This window comes from Halobellus litoreus, from assembly GCF_024464595.1.
In the GTDB taxonomy this organism is placed as follows: domain Archaea; phylum Halobacteriota; class Halobacteria; order Halobacteriales; family Haloferacaceae; genus Haloquadratum; species Haloquadratum litoreum.
The window spans coordinates 1,180,846-1,201,979 of record NZ_JANHAW010000002.1; the positions used below are offsets into that span (position 1 = coordinate 1,180,846).

Consider the following 21,134-nt stretch of genomic DNA (forward strand, 5'->3'; position numbering starts at 1 on the left):
AAGCACGTCGCCGAGGGAGGCGAGCGGCGCGAGCACGGCCGTCGCGGGCGACACTGCGCATTTTTTCCTCGTCGCCGAACTATCGCCCGGTATGTGGCGACCGGCTCGGTCGGTGAGTGCGCGGTCGATCGCCAGCGCGATGCGGATGAGCATCGCGGTCGTCCTCGGTTTCGGAATCGCGACGCTGAACGTGAGCGTCGTCGTCAACGCGGTGCTCGCACTCGGAGTCACGTACCTGCCCGCGGTACTGCGTCGAGACTGGGACCTCCGCCTCTCGCCGGAGTTGACCCTCGTCGTGACGCTCGCGGTGCTCCTGCACACGATCGGAATGGTCGGCCTCTACGAGCGCCTCTGGTGGTACGACCACCTGACGCACACCCTCTCGGCGATGATCGTCGCCGCCGTGGGCTACGCCGTCACGCGGGCGCTCGATCGCTACTCGGACGGTGTCTCGTTCCCACCGCGGTTCCTCTCGGTCTTTATTCTACTTTTCACGCTCGCGCTCGGCGTCCTCTGGGAGGTGATCGAGTTCCTGGCCCGGATCGCGGCGTCGGCCGTCGGCGTCGAGGCCGTACTCGTGCAGTACGGGCTCGAAGACACCGTCCTGGACCTCGTCTTCGATACGGTCGGCGCGGTCCTCGTCGCCCTGTTCGGCACCGAACGGCTCTCCGAGTTGGTGGATGCGGTGCACGATCGGCTCTCGTGACCGCCGATCCGCTCACCGTTGATCCGACCGTTGCGACCGGTAACGATTAGACCCTGACCGCCCCAGTTACGCGCAGACGAAATGAACCGGAACGAGCGTGTGCTCTGCTCTCGGAACGTCGATTCGGGCCCGTCGAACCCCCGTACTCCGCGGCCGTCCGCGCACGGGGCAGGACGATGACCGACGAGCACCTCCAAGCGACGATCAGCCTCCGCGGCGTGGTGTTCGCGCCCTGCGGGGACGTGCTCGTCGTCCGACGCGCCAGCGACGACGGCTGGGAACTCCCCGGCGGTCGTCTCGGACCACACGAGGACGCACCCGAAGGCGTCCGCCGCGAAATCGTCGAAGAGACCGGTATCGACGCCCGGATCGGCCGCCCCATCCACGCGGTGTCGTGGCGGAACGAGGGCGATTTCGGTCGCTTCGCGGTCTACTACTGGTGTGAGGCCCCCGGCGGACTCGACGTCCGAGCCGGCGACGATCCGGTCGCGCTCAGCCACGAGCACACCGACCACGCGTGGCTTTCCCCCGCCGCTGCGACTGACCGACTGAGCGACGTGCAGGAGCGAGCGGTCGAAGTCGCGACGGAGGTGTACGGGCCGTGAGCGGGGACGAGCGGTCCGGCGACGACCCGGACGACGCGTCTGCGGGGACGGACCGGCCGACCGCCGCGCCGACGATCCGCGAACTCGACGATCGGACGGTCCGGCAGATCGCGGCCGGCGAGGTGGTCGAACGCCCCGCCTCGGTCGTCAAGGAACTCGTCGAGAACAGCCTCGACGCCGACGCCGGCCGGATCTCCGTCGCCGTCGACGCCGGCGGGACCGAGGGCGTCCGGGTCCGGGACGACGGCGTCGGGATGGACCGCGAGTCGGTCCGACGCGCGGTCGAAGAGCACACCACGAGCAAGATCGATGGCATCGACGATCTGGAGGCCGGCGTCGGCACGCTCGGGTTCCGCGGCGAGGCGCTGCACACCATCGGTGCGGTCGCTCGGCTCGCGATCCGGACGAAACCGCGAGCGCGGCCGACCGACGACGCGAGTGACCGCTCCTCCGGCGGCCGCGACGCGTCCGGAACCGAACTCCGCGTCGAGGGCGGCGAGGTGACGGGCGTCGATCCGGCGGGCTGTCCCGTGGGGACCGTCGTCGAGGTGGAGGACCTCTTCTTCAACACGCCGGCGCGCAAGAAGTTCCTGAAGACGACCGCGACCGAGTTCGACCACGTCAACACGGTCGTCACGCACTACGCCCTCGCGAACCCCGACGTCGCCATCTCGCTGGAACACGACGGCCGCGAGGTGTTCGCCACCGAGGGCAGAGGGAGCCTCCGGTCGGCGGTGCTCTCGGTGTACGGTCGCGAGGTGGCCGAATCGATGATCGACGTCGGGTACGAGCCGTCGGTCGACGGTTCGGACTCGGACGCCGCGAGCGACGGGGGACCGATCGACCGCGTTCGCGGACTGGTCAGCCATCCCGAGACGACCCGCAGCACCCGCGAGTACCTCTCGACGTTCGTCAACGGGCGGTACGTCACCGACGCCGTCCTCCGGGAGGCGGTCCTCGAAGCCTACGACGGGCAGTTGGCGGGGGACCGCTACCCATTCGCGGTGCTGTTCGTCGACGTCCCCGCCGACACCGTCGACGTGAACGTCCACCCGCGCAAGATGGAGATCAGATTCGACGACGAATCGGGGGTTCGAGCGGCCGTCGCCGACGCCGTGCGGACCGCGCTGCTCGACGAGGGCCTGGTCAGATCGACCGCGCCGCGGGGTCGCTCAGCGCCCGAAGAGACGGAGATACGACCGGAATCGCCGGACGCGACGGTCAGCGGCGGTGCGGGACACGGGCCGCAACCGGGAGCCGCCGACCCCGACGGCGATACCACCGCCGATTCCGACGGCGAGGTCGCCTCGGAAACCGTCGCCGACTTCCGGGCGGAAGGATCTGACGTCGGCTCCCAGACCGGAGGATCCGATGCCGACGCGGAGCCCGGAAGCCACGAGCGCGAAACCGCGGCCGGCGTCGATCCGACCGACGACGATGCCTGGACGGTCGACGGACTCGGCGGCGAGGGCAGCGACCGGACGGCAGAGTCGACGCCGGAAGGGGTCGACCGCTCCGGCTTCGGATCCGGTTCCGACTCCGATCTGTCCCCGGGACTGGACGCGGATCGATCCGTCGGGACGGGATCCGGGCCGGACGACGCGGAAGCGGCGTCGTCGTCGACCGCCCGCGACGAGTCAGGGTCGCGGTCGTCGACGGGGCGGCAACAGCCCCCGACGCAGGACTCGAACGCCGGCGAGACGTCGAGTCCCAGCGAGCCAGACGCGAACGGCACGAGCGATCGAGGGCGACCGGGAGCGACGGAGACACAGCCTCGGGCGTCGGGGCCGACGGGCTTCGTCGGGCCGACCGTCCAGCGCGACCTGCAGGGCGACGCGGCGACGCTGGAACCGCGGTTCGGCTCGCTGCCGTCGATGCGGATTCTCGGACAGCTACACGACACCTACGTCGTCGCCGAGGCCGACTCGGGGATGATCCTCGTCGACCAGCACGCGGCCGACGAGCGGGTGAACTACGAACGGCTGCAGTCGGAACTCGACGGCGACGTGGTGACGCAGGCGCTCGCCGAGCCGGTCGAGATCGAACTCACCGCCCGCGAGGCGGCGCTGTTCGACGAGTACGCGGAAGCGCTCTCGGACCTCGGGTTCCGCTCGGAACGGGTCGGCGACCGGACCGTCGCGGTCGAGACGGTTCCGGCGGTCTTCGCCGAGACGCTGGAGCCGGAACTGGTCCGAGACGTTCTCTCGGCGTTCGTCGCCGAGGGCGGCGACGGCGACGAGACGGTCGAGGCGGTCGCCGACGACCTGCTCGCGGATCTGGCGTGCTACCCGTCGGTCACCGGGAACACCTCGCTCACCGAGGGGTCGGTCGTGGAACTCCTCGAAGCGCTCGACGACTGCGAGAACCCCTACTCGTGCCCGCACGGCCGGCCGGTGCTCATCCACGTCGACGGCGACGAGATCGGCGACCGGTTCGAGCGGGACTACCCGGGGCACTGAGGGGAGTGTCGGGGACGACGGAGAGTGATCGCTCCCGCGTCGGCACCGACTCGGTGCGGCCCCCGGGCGCTTCGCGTACTGCGGGATAATCGCAATTATGTACTCCCTGGCGCAAGAGGGGAGTATGACCGACATCGTGACGTTTGGCGAGACGATGCTCAGGCTCTCGCCGCCCCGGGGCGAGCGACTCGAACGGACGTCCGAACTCGGCGTCCGGGCGGGCGGTGCCGAGAGCAACGTCGCCGTGGCGGCCGCCCGCCTCGGCTGTGAGTCGACCTGGATCTCGAAGCTGCCGGACTCGGCGCTCGGCCGGCGTATCGTCTCGGAACTGCGGAGCCACGGCGTCCGGACGGACGTCGCCTGGGACGACTCCGAGGCCGCGCGGTGTGGCACGTACTACCTCGAACACGGCGGCGAACCGCGCGGGACGAACGTGATCTACGACCGGACGGACGCGTCGGTGACGACCGCGACGCCCGAGGAACTCCCGGCCGGCGCGCTCGACGACGCGGAGGTGTTTTACACGAGCGGGATCACGCCGGCGCTCTCGGCGACGCTCGCGGAGACGACCGAGACCCTCCTCCGAGCGGCCCAGGAGACGGGGGCGACCACGGCGTTCGACCTGAACTACCGAGGGAAGCTGTGGCGACCCCCGGAGGCCGGGGAGCGCTACGAGTCGCTGTTCCCGTACGTCGACGTGCTCGTGGCGGCCGAGCGCGACGCGGCGACCTGTCTCGGTCGCGAGGGCGACCCGGTGGAGGTGGCGAACGGTCTGCTTCGCGACTTCGACTTCGAGACGGTCGTGCTCACGCGCGGCGAGAACGGCTCCGTCGCGGTCCGGGGCGGCGAGGTGTACGAACAGGAGGTCTACGACGCGGAGACGTTCGATCCCATCGGGACGGGCGACGCGTTCGTCGGCGGCTTCCTCGCGCGGCGACTCGACGGCGGCGACGTCCCCGACGCGCTCGCGTACGGCGCGGCAACGGCGTCGCTGAAGCGCACCATCGACGGCGACCTGGCCGTCCTCACGCCCGAGGAGGTCGAGGCCGTCGTCGATCGCGAGGCGGGGGGAATCTCGCGGTGAGTCCGAGCCGAGTATGATCCCGCAAACGACCGGCCGGTACCGCGTCCTCGGACGGCCGCGCGACCCCGACGAACTCCTGCTCGTGTCGCTCGCCGATGCCGACGATGGGTCGGGGTCGACAGACGCCGATCCGGCTCCGGAGCGAAGCGCCGCGGCCGGCGCGGAGTCGACCTTCGACCCGGCGTACGTCGAGACGACGGGCTACGAGGGTGAACTCGCCGACGCCGTCGCCGCGCTCGCTCCCGGGACGCTCGTCGACGCGACGCTCGCGTGGGTCGACGGCGACCCCCGGTTCGAGTCCGTCGACGTCGTCGCCGAGAGCTCCTTCGAGTTCTACGACGGCGTCACCGGCATCTTCGAGGCGGCGAAGGAGGCGTGGATGGTCGCCGAGGCGGACAACGCGGCGATGAACGGGCGCGTGACGAAGAACACCGACGGCGAGCCGAACGGTGCGCTGTACGTGTTCGCGAAGCAGTCGGGGGCCCGCGACCTCTTCGAGGAGTTCAGGACCGGCGTGACGCCGATCGATCCGCTCGTCCGCCGCGCAGACGAGGGCGAGTCGGTGCCGCCCGAGGCCGAGCAACCGCGCGCGGTGTTCGTGTTGCGACCGGTCGACGAGCCGTTTCTCGTCGTGTACGTGGTGTTCCGGCGCGACGGCGTGTTGGCGGAGACGATCCGATCGACGTACGTCGGACCGGAGTGAAGCCGCACGCGGTGGTGAGGCGCCCCGACCGACGATCCGTCGGCGGGATCGGGACCGCGTCGTCGCGTGTGCATCTCTTGTACCGTTCAATATTATAGTACGAACAAAATTGGGCCCGATAGCGTCGACAGCAGAAAGAGCCTAGGCCGGGATTTGAACCCGGGGTCTCGTCCTTACCAAGGACGCGCTTTACCGCTAAGCTACCCAGGCGCAGTTCTCCGTAGCGCGGATTCGTCTTTAGGCGTTTCGATTCAGCGGTGCCGTCGGGCGCTCCCGAGGCGGGCGCCGCTCACGGGTCCGTCGCCGACGACGGGACTCGATCGTCAGAGCCGCCGACGGCCGACAGCGACGCGATGCGCTCGACGGTCGCCTCCGAGAGCACCGTCTCGGCCGGGCGTAACTCGCCGTCGGCGTCGCAGTCGCGGCCCAGTTCGGCGGCATACTCCAGCAGGGCTGGCGAGGGCGTCGCGCCGGCGGCCGTCGTGCCGGCGACGACCGCGAGGGCGAAGACGTCCGACTCGAGGTTCCGATCGAGCGACTCGACGTCGGCCCCCTCGCCGCGCCTGAGCGTCTGATCCCGCCCGAAGGCGCGGACCACGTCGACCGCTCGGCCGGCGGCGTCGGTCCGGGCCAGCAGGTAGAACCCCCGGGAGACGAACACGTCGGCGGCGAGCACGTCGAGATCGGCGGCGATATCGCCGGAGACGTCGCCCTCCGCGACTCGCGTCCAGGGCTCCTCGTGGGCCAGCGATCGAGTGAGCCGAAGGCCTTCGTAGATCAACTGTACGCCGGCAGCGCGCTCTGCGAGGCCGTCGGCGTCGGTGTCAACTCCGGTTTCGGGTGCGCGAGCGCTCACAAGCGCCAACACGGCCGGCGTCATCGGCGCGTCGGAGAGGCGCTCGAACAGTACCTCCCGGAGCCGGTCGGGTTCGACGTCTTCGACCGCCTCGTGCGCGGCGTCGCGGACCCGCACGGCGTCGTCCATCGACCCTTCCTAGCGACGGGAGCGGCAAAGACCTTTGGAAACCCGGTCCGCCGGGATGCGGGGCTGAAATCGGGGTTCACAGCCCGACGCAGCCGCTCGGTTCCGAGACGTTTTTCAGAACTGGGACGAACCCGTAGGTATGTTCACCGGAATCGTCGAGACGACGGGTACCGTCGTCGAGGCGAACGACGACGAGGGCGGCCGACGGCTCAGAATCGAAGTCGGGGGCGGAGACGGTGAGGAGCGCATCTCCACCGGAAACCGGACAGCGGGCGAATCCGAGGACGGCGATTCCGGCGCGGGCGTCGCGTACGACGACCTCCACCACGGCCAATCGATCGCCGTCAACGGCGTCTGTCTGACCGTCGAGGCGTTCCGGACCACTCCAGTCCCGACGTTCGAGGTGTTTCTGGCCGCCGAGACCGTCGAGAAAACCTACCTCGGCGAGGTGGCGGCGGGCGATCGGGTAAACCTCGAACGCGCGCTCGCCGCCGACGGCCGGTTCGACGGCCACCTCGTGCAGGGGCACGTCGACACGACGGCCGAGGTGACGGGCGTCGAGCGCGTCGGCGACGACTGGTACTTCGAGTTCGCGCTGCCGCCGGACGTGAAGCAGTACGTCGTGCAGAAGGGATCGATCACGGTCGACGGGATCAGCCTCACCGTCGCCGACCGCGGCGACGACCGCTTCGCCGTCGCGATCATCCCCACGACGTACGACCTGACGACGCTCTCCGAGAAGGCCGTGGGCGATCCGGTGCACCTGGAAGTGGACGTCGTCGCGAAGTACGTCGAGCAGATGGTCGCGGGCTACCGGGACGCCATCGAGCAGGCGTAGCCGACGAAGCGACCGATCGGGCGGCTCACTCGAACTCGGTCAGTTCCGACTCGAAGTCCGATTCCGTCGCGGGCGGCGTGTGCGCCTGGCGGTAGCTGTCGCGGTACTTCTGGATCTTCCGGAGGAGGAAGAGCCCGAAGACGCCGTCGTAGAGCACGACGTAGATCAGGAACGGCGCGAGACCCGAGAGCCCGGTCACGGCGCCGATGATGCCGGATCCGATCCCGACGGTGGTGTTGTACGTCGCGTGGACGAACGCCGCCAGCAGGATGCCCTTCACGACGATCGGTCCCCGGTTGCCCGGGTTGAACTTCGCGAGGCCGAGGTAGTAGCCCGCGATGGCCGAGTAGATGACGTGTCCCGGCCCGGCGAGCGCCCTGATCGCGGTGATGCCGCCGCCGACGCCGATGAGGCCGAGACCCACGTCGAGTCCCTGGTCCGGGAGCTGTCGGGTGATGTAGAGCGCGTTTTCGATGACGGCGAAGCCGAGGCCGGCCATCGCGCCGTAGACTGTCCCGTCGAGGACGGCGTCGAACCGGTCGTCGGTGTAGGCGTACAGCCGAACGGCCAGCAGTTTCACTACCTCCTCGACCGGCCCGACGACGATGTAGAAGAACAGCGCCGTCCCGAGAAACCCGAGCACCTGGAAGTACGGCCGGAGAACGGTGTTGAGGACGGCCGCGAAGTTCGCCGTCAGGACGCCGAGGAGGAACGTCGCCACCAGGAGCGACAGCGGTTCGCTCGACGTCACGTCCGTCGAGTAGACGTACGCGGCCAGACCGATCGCCGGAACCGCCGAGAGGAGCGTGAGCAGGCCGATCTGCGGGTCGGTCAGCGCCGCGAGACCGCCGATACCGAGGAGCAGGAGAAACGCGAACCCGACCACGGCGAGCCGGGCCGATCCGGCGGCGATCCGCCAGATGAGCGCCGACGCCTTGTCCAGCGGGGTTCGCACGTCCCAGGTAGCCACGTCGTAGAGGTCCATCGAGTCCCCTGCAGCCTCTTCGATCGGATCCTTTCTGTCCCGCATCGCCGGCCGGTTCTCACGCGGCGACCTAAGGTCTTCGGCCGCGGGGGTCGAAACGGTGTCGACCGCGACCGTCATCGGCTGGCCGACGGCCGGCGCTAAGGGTGGATGACGGCCGAGGCTGTCGAGTCGCCGCCCGAGCGAAGTTAGGGAGTCGACGCCGACGGCGACTGACTGGATTCAAAAGTCAGCCGTCCGTATCCACGCGTACCGATGCACTTCGATCAACGCACCCAGGCCGCGCTCCGGGAGGTCGGCCTCTCCCGCGAGGAGGTCCGGGAAGCCTCCGACCTCGTCTCGGCGGCCGTCGACCGCGACGCCGATCGCCTCCGGGAGTTCTTCGACCGCGACGTCGTCTACTCGGATATGGAGATGGCGCACAGCGCCGGCGGAATCAACGAGCACGCCGTGCAGTTCGTCGATCTGTTCACCCACGGCAGCGACCTCCGCGGCTACCTCCGGTTCGACACGTGGGGGGTTCCGGTCGAGGGCGGCCGCGTCCTCTCGGAAGACGTCGTCGAACTCTCGCTCGGACCGACGGTCCACGACAGAGTGCGGTTCGCCCGCGACGAGGACGTGCTGTGATGGGCGGCGACGGCAGCAGCGGGAACGGCGAAGCCGCCGCAGGCGAGGAAGACGGAGCGAGCGACGAGTCCCCCGCGGGCGAGGCGCCCACGACACCCCGCGTCCGGGTCCGCGGCATCTACACGACGGCCGTGACGCGACACCTCCTCGACGCGGGCGCCGAGGTCGTACAGGCGTCCGAACCGATCCGGGAGCGCTTCGACGCCGACTTCGGCGACGGGGCGCACGACGTCACCGTCGCGACGACTGGCGACCGCCAGGGCGTCGGCGTCGACGGCGACCCCGACGCCGTCGCGGCCGTCGACGCGGAACTCCGGGGCATCGGCCGCGACACCTTCGCGTGGGACGATCCGACCCCGCCGGGCGCGGTGTTCGCGGCGACCGTGAGCGAGACGCTCGGCTCCGGCGCGGTCTGCGACCTCGGGGAGAGCGAGGGCTTTCTTCCCTACCGCGACGCCGAGGATCACCTCGAAGCGGGCGACGCAGTCCGGGTGCAGGTCAGAGAGAGCGCCCCGCCGTGGATCGACCGCCGGGCGCGGCTCGGGACCGAGATCCGGGCCGACGCCGGACTCGCGACCCTCGTCCGCGATCGCGACGGCGTCACGGTCGACACCCGAGACGACGCCGCCGGCCGCGAACTCGCCGGGATGACCGACCTGCTCTCGGTCGACGCGCCGGACGGGTGGGGCATCGAGTGGTCCCACGCCGCCACCCGAGCCGAGATGAGCGCGCTCGAAGCCGCGCTCGACCGGGCCGCCGGACGCGCGGAGGATCTCGCCGCGGCGGTGGACGGGACCGATGCCGACGAAACGGAGTCGCCGTCGGAGCGACCAACCGCGCTCGCGACCCCCGCGGCGGGACGTTGGCTGTGGTTCGGCCGCGAGTCCCGATTCGCGCTCGACGGGGCCCGACGGGCGGTGACGACGACGATGCCGGGCCACCACCGCACGAAGGCCGCCAGCGACTCGGCGAGTGCCGGAGTCGACCTCGCGGAGGCGCTCTGGGCGGCGGAGGGGGCCGCCGGACCGGCTGGCGGCGTCGCTGACGATGCCGCGGAGTCGGACGACGGGAGCGACGGTCCCGACTTCCCGTTCGACGTCGTGACCCGGCAGTTCGGCCCCGTCGCGGGCGACACCGTCGAGATCAGACACGGGAAGCCGGACGGCCGCGCGTTCTCGCTCGGCAGCGGCGAGGTGACCGACTGGGGCGCCGACGGCTCGCTCGACGTGACGCGGACGCTCTCGGGCAGCGGCACGTACGACGGACTGGGGACCCGCCGGGAGGCGGGCGACACCGCCCTCACGAAGTTCCGCGAGGGCCGCTGGTGGTACCCGACCGTCTACCGGAGTGCCGAGGGCGAGCACCGCGGAACGTACGTCAACGTCTGTACGCCCGTCGAGTGTTTCCCCGACGAGATCAGGTACGTCGACCTCCACGTCGACGTCGTGAAGCGTCCCGACGGCACCGTCGAGCGGGTCGACGACGACGAACTCGACGCCGCGGTCGAGGAGGGAAACGTCCCCGAGGCCGTCGCCGAAAAGGCGCGGGCGGTGGCCGCGAGCCTCGAACGCGCGCTCTCGGAGTGAGTGACGTCCAACCGTCGCCTGCGGCCGTTCTTAGAACCTCGGACGCGATCACGTCTATACCGCCGGCTACGACCGTCTCCGTCGGCCGGAGGCGAACAGCGTGGAAACCCGTCCCACACCGTCTGTCGGGTGGAGAACAGCAACTTTATCAGTCGCTCGTGGCGAATTGCACCCAAGATTACTCTCTAGGAGGTCAATAGTGACACAACAAACACAACAACCGGAGGTGAACATCGGACTCGTCGGGCACGTCGACCACGGGAAGACGACGCTCGTGCAGGCGCTGTCCGGATCGTGGACGGATCAGCACTCCGAGGAAATGAAGCGCGGCATCTCTATCCGACTCGGCTACGCTGACGCCACGTTCCGGAAGCTCCCCAACGTCGACCCGCCGGAGTGCTACACGGTCGAGGAGACCGGGCCGGACGGCGAGGAGACCGAGGTGCTGCGGACGGTCTCGTTCGTCGACGCCCCGGGCCACGAGACGCTGATGGCGACGATGCTGTCGGGCGCGGCCATCATGGACGGCGCGGTCCTCGTCGTGAGCGCGACCGAGGACGTCCCCCAGGCCCAGACCGAAGAGCACCTGATGGCGCTGGACATCATCGGCATCGACAACATCGTCATCGCGCAGAACAAGATCGACCTGGTCGACCGCGAGCGCGCGGTCGAATCCTACGAGCAGATCCAGGAGTTCGTCGAGGGCACCGTCGCCGAGGACGCGCCGATCGTCCCCGTCAGCGCCCAGCAGGAGGTCAACATCGACCTCCTGATCGACGCCATCGAGCGGGAGATTCCGACGCCCGAACGCGACGAAAGCGAATCGCCGCGGCTGTTCGCGGCCCGCTCGTTCGACATCAACCGCCCCGGGACCACCTGGGAAGACCTCAAGGGCGGCGTCGTCGGCGGGTCGGTCGTGCAGGGCAAACTCGCCACCGGCCAGGAACTCGAACTCCGCCCCGGCCGCGAGGTCGAGGAGGGCGGTTCCTCGGAGTGGGAGCCGATCACGACTGAGATCCGGTCGCTGCAGGCCGGCGGCCAGTCCGTCGAGGAAGTCCGGCCGGGCGGCCTCTGCGGGATCGGCACGGGACTCGACCCGAGCCTCACGAAGGGCGACGCGCTTGCCGGACAGGTCGCGGGCGAGCCCGGGACCCTCCCGCCGACGCGCGAGGAGTTCACGATGGACGTCGAACTCCTCGACCGGATCGTCGGCGAGGACGAGGGAAGCGTCGAGGAGATCTCGACCGGCGAACCGCTGATGCTCACTGTCGGGACCGCGACGACCGTCGGCGCGGTCACGAGCGCTCGGACGGGCGAGGCCGAGGTGTCGCTGAAGCGCCCCGTCTGCGCCGAGTCGGGCGCGAAGATCGCCATCAACCGCCGGGTCGGCGCGCGGTGGCGGCTCATCGGCATCGGGACGCTGCAGTGACGATCGGCCGAGACGGCGCGGGCCGTCGGCCGAGCTGAAGGCGGCGGCGACAGCGGGACGCGACCACACGACGGAGACGACAGGACGACACACGAGGATGACGACGGTGATACTGGACACGAACGCGCTGATGATGCCGGTCGAACTCGACGTGCGGGTCTTCGAGGAACTCGACCGCCTCGTCGGCGCGGACGCTGACCTCGTCGTCCCCCGCGCCGTCGTCGCCGAGCTGGAGAAGCTCGCCGAGGAGGGCAGCGGCGTCGAGGCGACAGCCGCGAACGTGGGCCGGGACCTCGTCTCGCGGTGTCGCGTCGTCGAGACCGGCGTCTCCTACGCCGACGACGCGGTGGTCGAACTCGCCGACACCGAGGGCGGATACGTCCTCACCAACGACAGGCCGCTCCGCGACCGGTTGCTCGAACGCGGCGTTCGCGTAATCGGTTTAAGGGGTCGAAACACATTGGAGATAACAGAACCATAACATATGTACAAACGGGTACGACTCAAAGACACAGTCGAGGTACCGCCGAAGCACCTCGCGGACGTGACGCCACAGCGGGTCAAGCGGCTCCTGCAGGACAAACTAGAAGGACGGATGGACGAGGACGTCGGCAGCGTCGTCAGCGTCGTCGACGTACACGACATCGGCGAGGGGACAGTGCTCCCCGGCCGCGCCGGCGTCTACTACGAGGCGGAGTTCGACGCGATCACGTTCGACCCCTCGATGCAGGAGGTCGTCGACGGCGAGGTCGTCGAAGTCGTGGAGTTCGGCGCCTTCGTCGGCATCGGCCCGGTCGACGGGCTGCTGCACGTCTCACAGATCTCCGACGAATACCTCGCCTACGACGGCGAGAATCAGCAGTTGGCGTCGACGGAGTCGAACCGGACGCTGAGCGTCGGCGACTCCGTCCGCGTGCGCGTCGTGACGAAGAGCATCGACGAGCGCAACCCGCGCGACTCGAAGATCGGCCTGACCGCCAAACAGCCGGGGCTCGGCAAGCACGGCTGGCTGGAAGCCGACCGCCAGGCGAACACCGCGACGACCGGAGCGGAGGGCGAGTAGATGGCCGAATCCCGTCTCGCCTGCCGGGAGTGTCACTACATCAATCACGGCGACGCGCAGGCGTGTGAGAACTGCGGCTCCAGCAGTCTCACCGAGGACTGGGCGGGCTACGTCGTCATCACGCACCCCGAGCGATCGGAGATCGCCGACGAGATGAACGTCAACGAGCCGGGCGGCTACGCGCTGAAGGTCCGCTGAGGCGGATGCTCACGCTCCCAGACGACTTGCGAGGCTCGTTCAAGGACCCCTTCGGTCCCGTCTACACCGACGCAGCGGCGCTGCTCGCCGACGCCGGCCGCCCCGTGATCGCCGTCGGCGACGTCGTCACGTATCACCTGCGGCAGGCGGGTCACGCGCCGTCGGTCGCGCTCGTCGACGGGAAGACGAAGCGCGAGGCGGTCGACGCGGAGATCCGCGAGGCGCTGTCGGATCCCGAGCACAGGCGCGACGTCGAGAGTCCACCCGGCGCGCTCTCGGAGTCGCTTCTGTCCGCGCTCGCCGAGGCCGTCGCCGCCGCTGATCCGATCACGATCGTCGTCGACGGCGAGGAGGACCTCGCCGCGTTGCCGGCGGTGCTCGCCGCCCCGCTGGGCGCGACGGTCGTCTACGGCCAGCCCGACGAGGGGATGGTCCGCGTCGACGTCACCGAGGACGCGAAGGCCGAGATGCGGTCGCTGCTGGAGGAGATGGACGGCGACGTCGCGAGCGCGCTGGCGATCCTCGGCGTCGACGCGACCGAGGAGTCCCGCTGAACGACGTCGGAGCGTCGACGACGGACCGCGTTCGCCTCTTCGAAATCCTTTTACTCCTTTCGGGAGGATGGTAGGACAACTGAACCATGGAAATCGACATTATCTCCGAGGACGAGAATCCGATGTTGCATCGGACCGACGTCCGGTTCGAGATCGTTCACGACGACGCGACGCCCTCGCGGCTCTCCGTTCGCGACAGCCTCGCCGCGAAACTGAACAAGGATTCGGCGGAAGTCGTCGTCCACGAACTCGACACGAAGTTCGGAATGCGAAAGACCGTCGGCTACGCGAAGGTCTACGAGTCGCCGGACTTCGCCCGCGACATCGAGCAGGACTACATGCTCGATCGGAACAAGATCGAGGCCGAGGAAGGCGGCGAAGCGGAAGCCGAAGAGGCCTGATTCGGCCGCACAGCGACCTAACACACCTTCTCGATGCGAATCGTCGGAATCGAAGGGACCGCCTGGGCCGCCAGCGCCGCGCTCTACGACACCGAAACCGACGAGGTCGTCATCGAATCCGATCCCTACGAACCCGAGAGCGGCGGCATTCACCCGCGTGAAGCGGCCGAGCATATGGGATCGGCGATCCCCGAAGTCGTCTCGGCGATTCTCGATCACGCGGCGACGACTCCCGGTGAGAGCGCGGACGGCCTCGGCGTCGACGCCGTCGCGTTCTCACGCGGTCCCGGGCTCGGCCCGTGCCTCCGTATCGTCGGCACCGCGGCGCGGGCGCTGGCGCAGACGCTGTCGGTGCCGCTCGTCGGTGTCAACCACATGGTGGCGCACCTGGAGATCGGTCGCCACCGATCGGGGTTCGAGTCGCCGGTCTGTCTGAACGCCTCGGGCGCGAACGCGCACCTGTTGGGCTATCACGACGGCCGCTACCGGATTCTGGGCGAGACGATGGACACCGGCGTTGGGAATGCAATAGACAAGTTCACGCGGCACCTCGGCTGGTCTCACCCCGGCGGCCCGAAGGTCGAAGCGCGAGCGAAGGCGGGCGAGTACCACGACCTTCCCTACGTCGTAAAGGGGATGGACTTCTCCTTCTCCGGGATTATGTCGGCGGCGAAGGACGCCGTCGACGACGGCGTGCCCGTCGAGGACGTCTGCGCCGGCCTCCAAGAGACGATCTTCGCGATGCTGACGGAGGTCTCCGAACGGGCGCTGTCGCTGACGGGGACCGACGAACTCGTCCTCGGCGGCGGCGTCGGCCAGAACGCGCGCCTCAGGGAGATGCTCGCGTCGATGTGCGAGCAGCGCGGCGCGGACTTTTACGCGCCGGAACCGCGGTTCCTCCGCGACAACGCCGGGATGATCGCGGTCCTGGGCGCGAAGATGTACGCCGTCGGCGACACGATCGACGTGCCGGACTCCGCGGTCGACCCGAACTTCCGACCCGACGAGGTCGCGGTGACCTGGCGCGGCGACGACGAGTCAGTCGTCCGCGATCCGACGGCCTCGGGAACGATTCGCGGTGCGGAGGCGACCGTGACGATCGAGGACGACCGCGTGATCAAGCGGCGCGTCCCGAAGGCGTACCGGCATCCGGCGCTCGACGACCGCCTGCGCGCCGAGCGCACGCGGGCGGAGGCGCGGCTCACGAGCGCCGCGCGTCGCGTCGGCGTCCCGACGCCCGTCGTCTACGACGTCGACCCGACGGAGGGGACGCTCGTCTTCCAGCGCGTCGGCGACGACGACCTCGCCGCGGCGCTCTCGGCGGACCGGTGCCGGGCGGTCGGACGACACCTCGCGACCGTCCACGGCGCCGGCTTCGTCCACGGCGATCCCACGACCCGGAACGTCCGCGTCGACGCCGAGCGGACGTACCTCATCGACTTCGGCCTCGGCTACCACACCGGCCACGTCGAGGACCACGCGATGGATCTCCACGTGTTCAAGCAGAGCGTCGCCGGAACCGCCGCCGACGCGGAGCCGTTGCTCGACGCCGTCGAGGCGGGGTACGCCGCCGTCGGCGACGAGACGGTCCGGACGCGACTCCGGGAGATCGAGGGACGCGGACGGTACCAGTGAAGCCGGGGCTGGAGCGGCGTTGGGGGCGAACAGTCGGCACCTGGCTGGGGGGCCGGCCAGTCCCTCGCCCGACTGGCGGCCGCTCCCCTGTCCCGCGCCGACGTGCCGAGCGATCGCGGCCCGACGCGGGGTGGCTGCTACGTCACGGGGACGATGGCCGCCCCCTCGTACATAAACGTCAGCGTCGGGGAGCGGTCGACTGTCCGCCGATCCCCGACAGACTGTCAGCGAGCCGATGCCAAAACGATTTATTACCGCCCGGCGTACCCTGTCGTATGGCAGACAAACCGAAGCAGGGAGAGATCCTCGGGATTCCGTACAACTTCGAGCGGCCGTCGATCGGTCGGATGCTCGCGTCGTACTGGAAGCCCGGCGAGGGAATGCTCGTGAAGAAGCCCTTCGGCATCGGCTACACGCTGAACCTCGCGAACTGGCGCTCCTGGGTCGCCCTCCTCGTGGTCGGCGGTCTCCTCTGGCAGGAGCAGAAGTCCCGGAGCGGCGAGGGCGACCTCGACGCCGACGAGGACGACGACGGGCCGGTCGAAGTTATCGTCGACTGAAGCGGCCTTCGGGGTCGACCGGGAGCCGCGGCGGTATGGAGGTGACCGGGGCGACGGCGCCCCGTCCCGTGTCGACTCCTCGTTGCGTCGGCGGCGCGGAACCGACGATACTTTCTCGCGACTCGACGCACGTTCCGGTAGATGCTTCGCTACGTCACGACGAACGCGGGGAAAGTGCGGGAGGCGCGGGAGTACCTCGACGGCGTCGAGCAGTTGGACTACGATTACACCGAGGTCCAGGCGTCGAATCTCGATCCGATCGCCGCGCGCGGCGCGCGAGAGGCGTACCGGCACGCGAACGAACCCGTCCTCGTCGACGACGCCGGCCTGTTCGTCGAGGGGTTCGACGGCTTCCCCGGCCCGTATTCGGCGTACGTCGAGGACACGCTGGGCGTCGAGGCGGTCCAGCGACTCGTCGAGCGCGAGACGGCGGAGCCGCACCGGGCGTCGTTCCGGTGCGTCCTGGCGTACTGCGACGGCGAGCCGTTCGAGGCGAGTCCGGATCCGATCGACCGCGACGACCGGAGCGCGGCGGCGGCCGCGGACGCGGCCGCCGAGGCGAGCGAGGACGACGGCGAGTCCGACGTGCTGCCGGTGAAACTGTTTCACGGGAGCGTTCCCGGCCGGATCGTCGAACCGCGCGGCGAGGGCGGGTTCGGCTACGATCCGATCTTCGAACACGACGGGACCACGTTCGCCGAGATGCGTCCCGAGGAGAAGAACGCCGTCTCCCACCGGGGACGGGCCTTCGCGAAGTTCGCGGAGTGGGCGCAAGAACGAACCCAGTAGCGGCGGACCTGTCCGTCGGCGACGCCGGATTCTCTCGAAGTCGAGGGAGAGAGCGCGGGCGAGGTGTCCGTCAACTGTGTATCGAAACTGATAGCGGGACGCGAACGTTGATACCGCTCCGTTCTCGCGGGGGGTCCCGTTATCAGTGAGTGAGAACGCGATAACAGACTTAAGCGTAAGCGTCCGGTGGGCCAGCGTATGAGCCTACTCGAATCGTACGAACGCCTCCTCTGGGGAACGATGGACGCGCTCGGAATCTCTCACTCCGTCGCCCGGAAAGTGCTCGCCGCGGTCGGGATCCAGTTCGGCATCTCGGTCGCCCAAGCGGGCCTCCCGTGGGTCACGAGCGGGCGAACGACGGCAGTGCTCTCGATACTGCTCCTGACCGGGGCGACCGTCGCGTTCCTCAACACCGTGCTGATCGTCCGCCGCGACGTCGTCGATCCGATCGATCAGCTCTCGGCGTCCGCGTCCGCCGTCGCCGCGGGCGACCTCTCGACGTCGCCCCCCACGACCGACGGTAACGACGAGATCGCGGAACTCGTCGAGGACTTCGGCGACATGCACGAGCATCTCCGACTCGTCTCGGCGCAGGCGACCGCGATGGCCGACAGGGAGTTCGACGACCCCGTGCTCGACGAGCGGCTGCCGGGGGAGTTCGGCGACTCGCTCGGCCGGATGGCGACCGACCTCACCACCCACACGCGGGCGCTCCAGCGGCTCGTCGACGCCTTCGGCGAGGCCACCGAACGCGCCCGCGAGGGCGACCTGACGGCGCTGATGCCGGCCGAGAAACTCGCCGAAGAGGACGAGCGCTACGGCGAGGTGGCGCGCTCGTACAACGAGTTCCTCCGGACGCTCTCGGCGACGATCGGCGAGGTCCAGACGTTCGCCGACAGGGTGGCGGAGATGAGCGACGAGGCGCGGACGCACGTCGAGCGCGCGACCGAGTCGAGCGAGGCAGTCGCGGCCGCCGTCGACGAGATCGAGGACGGGGCCGACGAGCAGACCGAGCACCTCCAGACCGTCGCCTCGGAGCTCTCGACGCTCTCGGCGACGGTCGAGGAGATCGCCGCCTCGGCCGACGAGGTCGCCGGGACGGCCGAGCGCGCCGCCGAGCGCGGGCGCGAGGGACGCGACGTCGCGACGACGGCGATGGAGGAACTCGACGCGGTCGAACGGCAGATCGACGAGGCGGCGACGGCGATGGAGGAACTCGCCACGCACATCGACGAGATCGAGGAGGTCGCGGCGTTCATCGACGAGATCGGCTCCCAGACCGACCTGCTCGCGATCAACGCCTCGATCGAGGCGGCGCACGCCGGCGACGCCGGCGACGGGTTCGGCGTCGTCGCCCGCGAGGTCAAGGCGCTGGCGGAGGAGACCCGCGAGTCCGCCGACGAGGTGTCCGGGCTCATCGCGGACGTGACAGAGCGCTCCGAGGAGACGCTCTCGATCGTCCACGAGACCGACGAGCAGGTCAAATCCAGCGTCGACACCGTCGAGACCGCCATCGACGAGTTCGAGTCGATCGTGAGCGAGGTCGAGGGGATCGACCGGAGCATCCGCGAGGTGAGCGACGCCACCGACCAGCAGGCCACGTCCGCGCAGGATGTCTCCGCGCGGGTCGACGAGGTCGCGAACATCTCCGAGGAGACGACCGCCCAGACGACCGCCGCGGTCGAGGACGCGACGAAGCAGTCGCAATCGCTCGGCGAACTCGAATCGCAGGCCGCCACGCTCACCGCGCAGGCGAGCGGCCTCGACGACCTGGTCGACTCCTTCGAGATTCTCGACGGCGACGGCGAACGGGCGGACGGACAGCGGGTCGGCGACGGCGCAGACCTCGGCGGGCCCGTCGAGTCCTCGGCGGCAAGCGCTCCCTCGGACGATTGAGAGCCCCTCGTTGCGGGCGGCCCCGACACCCGACGCGGACCCGCAGTCTATAGCCTTATCCGTCCGCCGGTCGAACCGGAGAATATGAAGATAGTGCCGGACACGAGCGCGGTCATCGACGGTCGCGTGTCCGAGCGGGTCGAGTCCGAGGACGACGCGGGGCCGATTTTGGTCCCGGAGGCGGTCGTCGGCGAACTCGAATCGCAGGCCAACGACGGCTTCGACACGGGATGGGAGGGGCTCGAAGAGCTCCAGCGACTCGCAGCGCTGGCTGACGAGGGCCGCGTCGACGTCCGATACGTCGGCCGGCGGACGAAGCCCAGCGAGGCCACCGGAGCCCACGAGGGCGACATCGACGCGCTGATCCGCGACGTCGCCGAGGAGGAGGGCGCGACGCTGCTCACGAGCGACGTCGTCCAGTCGGAGGTCGCGAAGGCGAAGGGCCTCGACGTCGAGTACGTCGAACCGCGCGTCCGCGGCTCCGGTGAACTCGTCATCGAGAAGTTCTTCGACGAGCAGACGATGTCGGTCCACCTGAAGACCGGAACGAAGCCGAAGGCCAAACGCGGGGACATCGGCGAGATGCATTATCAGACGATCGACGAGGCGGTGAGCGACGAGGCGACGATGAAGGAGTGGGCCGACGACATCGAGGAGACCGCCCGCAGCAGTTCGGAGGGCTTCCTCGAACTGTCGGAGCCCGGAATGAGCATCGTCCAGTTCCGCGATTACCGGATCGCGGTCGCTCGGCCCCCCTTCGCCGACGGCATCGAGATCACCGCCGTCCGGCCGATCGTCAAGACCGACCTCGAGGACTACGAGTTCGCCGAGGAACTCAAGGACCGGCTGAAAGAGCGCCAGCGCGGCGTCCTCATCTCCGGGTCGCCCGGGGCGGGGAAGTCGACGTTCGCGCAGGCGGTCGCGGAGTTCCTCACCGACTCGGACTACGCGGTGAAGACGATGGAGAAGCCCCGCGACCTCCAGGTCGGCGACGACATCACCCAGTACACCGCCCTCGGCGGCGATATGGAGAAGACGGCCGACTCCCTCCTCTTAGTCCGACCGGACTACACCATCTACGACGAGGTGCGGAAGACCAAGGACTTCGGCGTCTTCGCGGACATGCGACTGGCGGGCGTCGGGATGGTCGGCGTCGTCCACGCCACCCGCGCCATCGACGCCCTCCAGCGGCTCGTCGGCCGCGTCGAACTCGGGATGATCCCGCAGGTCGTCGATACGGTGGTGTACATCGAGGACGGCCGCGTCGACACCGTCTACGACGTGACGACGGAAGTGAAGGTGCCCGAGGGCCTCACCGCGGAGGACCTCGCCCGCCCGGTCATCCAGGTCGCGGACTTCGAGACCGGGAAACCGGAGTACGAGATCTACACGTTCAACCGCCAGGTCGTCACCGTTCCGATCGGCGACGGCGACGGGAGCGACGAGACCGGCGTCGGCCGACTCGCCCGCCAGGAGATCGAACGCGAGATCAGATCGATCGCCCGCGGGCACGTCGACGTCGAACTGAAGGGGCAGAACGACGCGGTCGTCTACGTCGAGGAGGACGACATCTCCTACGTCATCGGCAAGGGCGGCGGCCGGATCTCCGACGTCGAGGACCGACTCGGCATCGACATCGACGTGCGGACGCACGACGAGAAGCCCGGGGCGAGCGGCGGATCGGGCGGATCGTCCGGTTCCGGCGGGCGCGGGGACTCCGACGACGGCGTCGTCGTCACGCCCGAGGTGACCTCCCGGCACGTCGTCGTCCGGATGGACGAACACGTCGGCGAGACCGTCGAGATCCGGGCCGACGGCGAGTACCTCTTCACCGCGACGGTCGGCCGCGGCGGCGACATCCAGGTGTCGCGGGGGAGCGCCATCGCCGACGAACTCGAACAGGCGATCGACCGGAAACAGCGGATCACGGTCCACCCGGCCTGAGAGTCAGTCCTGGTTTTCGGGAAACGTTCACGATTCTCGATAGGTTTATCACCGCGGGCTTCGCTACACGGCGAGTGTAGCAATGGT

At 69.3% G+C, this 21,134-nt stretch carries 21 protein-coding genes and 1 tRNA gene; 19 read left to right on the forward strand and 3 right to left on the reverse strand.

Going from position 1 to position 21,134, the window contains the following annotated elements; all coding sequences use genetic code 11:
- Positions 1 to 91 precede the first annotated feature (91 nt).
- The 5 genes from NO360_RS13475 to NO360_RS13495 all read left to right on the forward strand — a co-directional run bounded on the left by NO360_RS13475 (position 92) and on the right by NO360_RS13495 (position 5,557).
- Positions 92 to 706, forward strand: coding sequence for a DUF2238 domain-containing protein (locus tag NO360_RS13475; RefSeq protein ID WP_256308319.1), 615 nt, complete (start codon positions 92 to 94; stop codon positions 704 to 706).
- A gap of 176 nt (positions 707 to 882) precedes the next feature.
- Entirely contained in the window at positions 883 to 1,311 is a 429-nt protein-coding gene (locus tag NO360_RS13480) for an NUDIX domain-containing protein (protein WP_256308320.1), read from the forward strand.
- Between the two features lie 74 nt (positions 1,312 to 1,385).
- Positions 1,386 to 3,770: a DNA mismatch repair endonuclease MutL gene (mutL, locus tag NO360_RS13485; protein ID WP_256308539.1), complete on the forward strand. Its 2,385-nt coding sequence runs from the start codon at positions 1,386 to 1,388 to the stop codon at positions 3,768 to 3,770.
- 124 nt (positions 3,771 to 3,894) lie between these two features.
- The gene (gene kdgK1, locus NO360_RS13490) at positions 3,895 to 4,854 is read left to right on the forward strand and encodes a bifunctional 2-dehydro-3-deoxygluconokinase/2-dehydro-3-deoxygalactonokinase (protein ID WP_256308321.1); all 960 of its coding nucleotides are present in this window, start codon (positions 3,895 to 3,897) and stop codon (positions 4,852 to 4,854) included.
- A gap of 13 nt (positions 4,855 to 4,867) precedes the next feature.
- The gene (locus NO360_RS13495) at positions 4,868 to 5,557 is read left to right on the forward strand and encodes a DUF6663 family protein (protein ID WP_256308322.1); all 690 of its coding nucleotides are present in this window, start codon (positions 4,868 to 4,870) and stop codon (positions 5,555 to 5,557) included.
- Positions 5,558 to 5,695: 138 nt separating this feature from the next.
- Here the strand turns inward: NO360_RS13495 and NO360_RS13500 are convergent.
- Together NO360_RS13500 and NO360_RS13505 are read right to left on the reverse strand one after the other, a co-directional pair.
- Positions 5,696 to 5,767 (reverse strand) — tRNA-Thr (locus NO360_RS13500).
- A gap of 79 nt (positions 5,768 to 5,846) precedes the next feature.
- Positions 5,847 to 6,542, reverse strand: a complete 696-nt coding sequence (locus NO360_RS13505; protein ID WP_256308323.1) for a DUF7114 family protein — start codon at positions 6,540 to 6,542, stop codon at positions 5,847 to 5,849.
- Positions 6,543 to 6,681: 139 nt separating this feature from the next.
- Here NO360_RS13505 and NO360_RS13510 point away from each other — a divergent pair, with 139 nt between their 5' ends.
- On the forward strand, positions 6,682 to 7,380 hold the full coding sequence (locus NO360_RS13510) for a riboflavin synthase (RefSeq protein WP_256308324.1): 699 nt from the start codon (positions 6,682 to 6,684) through the stop codon (positions 7,378 to 7,380).
- A 25-nt stretch (positions 7,381 to 7,405) separates the two neighbouring features.
- Here NO360_RS13510 and NO360_RS13515 read toward each other — a convergent pair whose 3' ends face one another.
- Positions 7,406 to 8,410, reverse strand: a complete 1,005-nt coding sequence (locus NO360_RS13515) for a PrsW family intramembrane metalloprotease (RefSeq protein ID WP_256308325.1) — start codon at positions 8,408 to 8,410, stop codon at positions 7,406 to 7,408.
- 210 nt (positions 8,411 to 8,620) lie between these two features.
- On the opposite strand from NO360_RS13515, the gene NO360_RS13520 reads away from it, so the two are divergent.
- The 13 genes from NO360_RS13520 to NO360_RS13580 all read left to right on the forward strand — a co-directional run bounded on the left by NO360_RS13520 (position 8,621) and on the right by NO360_RS13580 (position 21,047).
- Positions 8,621 to 8,992, forward strand: a complete 372-nt coding sequence (locus NO360_RS13520; RefSeq protein WP_256308326.1) for a DUF7532 family protein — start codon at positions 8,621 to 8,623, stop codon at positions 8,990 to 8,992.
- Positions 8,992 to 10,578, forward strand: coding sequence for a ribonuclease FAU-1 family protein (locus NO360_RS13525; protein ID WP_256308327.1), 1,587 nt, complete (start codon positions 8,992 to 8,994; stop codon positions 10,576 to 10,578). Before NO360_RS13520 ends, NO360_RS13525 begins: the two co-directional genes overlap by 1 nt.
- A gap of 199 nt (positions 10,579 to 10,777) precedes the next feature.
- Positions 10,778 to 12,007: a translation initiation factor IF-2 subunit gamma gene (locus tag NO360_RS13530; RefSeq protein WP_256308328.1), complete on the forward strand. Its 1,230-nt coding sequence runs from the start codon at positions 10,778 to 10,780 to the stop codon at positions 12,005 to 12,007.
- Positions 12,008 to 12,104: 97 nt separating this feature from the next.
- On the forward strand, positions 12,105 to 12,488 hold the full coding sequence (locus tag NO360_RS13535; RefSeq protein WP_256308329.1) for a type II toxin-antitoxin system VapC family toxin: 384 nt from the start codon (positions 12,105 to 12,107) through the stop codon (positions 12,486 to 12,488).
- Positions 12,489 to 12,491: 3 nt separating this feature from the next.
- Positions 12,492 to 13,070: a DNA-directed RNA polymerase gene (locus NO360_RS13540; protein ID WP_103992872.1), complete on the forward strand. Its 579-nt coding sequence runs from the start codon at positions 12,492 to 12,494 to the stop codon at positions 13,068 to 13,070.
- Positions 13,071 to 13,268 (forward strand): transcription elongation factor subunit Spt4, encoded by a 198-nt coding sequence (gene spt4, locus NO360_RS13545; RefSeq protein WP_256308330.1) that lies wholly within the window; start codon positions 13,071 to 13,073, stop codon positions 13,266 to 13,268.
- A gap of 5 nt (positions 13,269 to 13,273) precedes the next feature.
- On the forward strand, positions 13,274 to 13,822 hold the full coding sequence (locus NO360_RS13550) for a GTP-dependent dephospho-CoA kinase family protein (protein WP_256308331.1): 549 nt from the start codon (positions 13,274 to 13,276) through the stop codon (positions 13,820 to 13,822).
- A gap of 86 nt (positions 13,823 to 13,908) precedes the next feature.
- The gene (locus NO360_RS13555) at positions 13,909 to 14,223 is read left to right on the forward strand and encodes a 30S ribosomal protein S24e (RefSeq protein WP_256308332.1); all 315 of its coding nucleotides are present in this window, start codon (positions 13,909 to 13,911) and stop codon (positions 14,221 to 14,223) included.
- A 33-nt stretch (positions 14,224 to 14,256) separates the two neighbouring features.
- Positions 14,257 to 15,858, forward strand: a complete 1,602-nt coding sequence (locus tag NO360_RS13560; protein ID WP_256308333.1) for a bifunctional N(6)-L-threonylcarbamoyladenine synthase/serine/threonine protein kinase — start codon at positions 14,257 to 14,259, stop codon at positions 15,856 to 15,858.
- 275 nt (positions 15,859 to 16,133) lie between these two features.
- Positions 16,134 to 16,418: a DUF5808 domain-containing protein gene (locus NO360_RS13565; protein ID WP_256308334.1), complete on the forward strand. Its 285-nt coding sequence runs from the start codon at positions 16,134 to 16,136 to the stop codon at positions 16,416 to 16,418.
- 141 nt (positions 16,419 to 16,559) lie between these two features.
- Positions 16,560 to 17,207, forward strand: a complete 648-nt coding sequence (locus NO360_RS13570) for a non-canonical purine NTP pyrophosphatase (RefSeq protein ID WP_256308335.1) — start codon at positions 16,560 to 16,562, stop codon at positions 17,205 to 17,207.
- Positions 17,208 to 17,405: 198 nt separating this feature from the next.
- Entirely contained in the window at positions 17,406 to 19,103 is a 1,698-nt protein-coding gene (locus NO360_RS13575; RefSeq protein WP_256308336.1) for a methyl-accepting chemotaxis protein, read from the forward strand.
- Between the two features lie 84 nt (positions 19,104 to 19,187).
- Positions 19,188 to 21,047 carry a PINc/VapC family ATPase gene (locus NO360_RS13580; RefSeq protein ID WP_256308337.1) on the forward strand — a complete coding sequence of 620 codons (1,860 nt, stop codon included), beginning with the start codon at positions 19,188 to 19,190 and terminating at the stop codon, positions 21,045 to 21,047.
- The last annotated feature ends 87 nt before the right edge of the window (positions 21,048 to 21,134 follow it).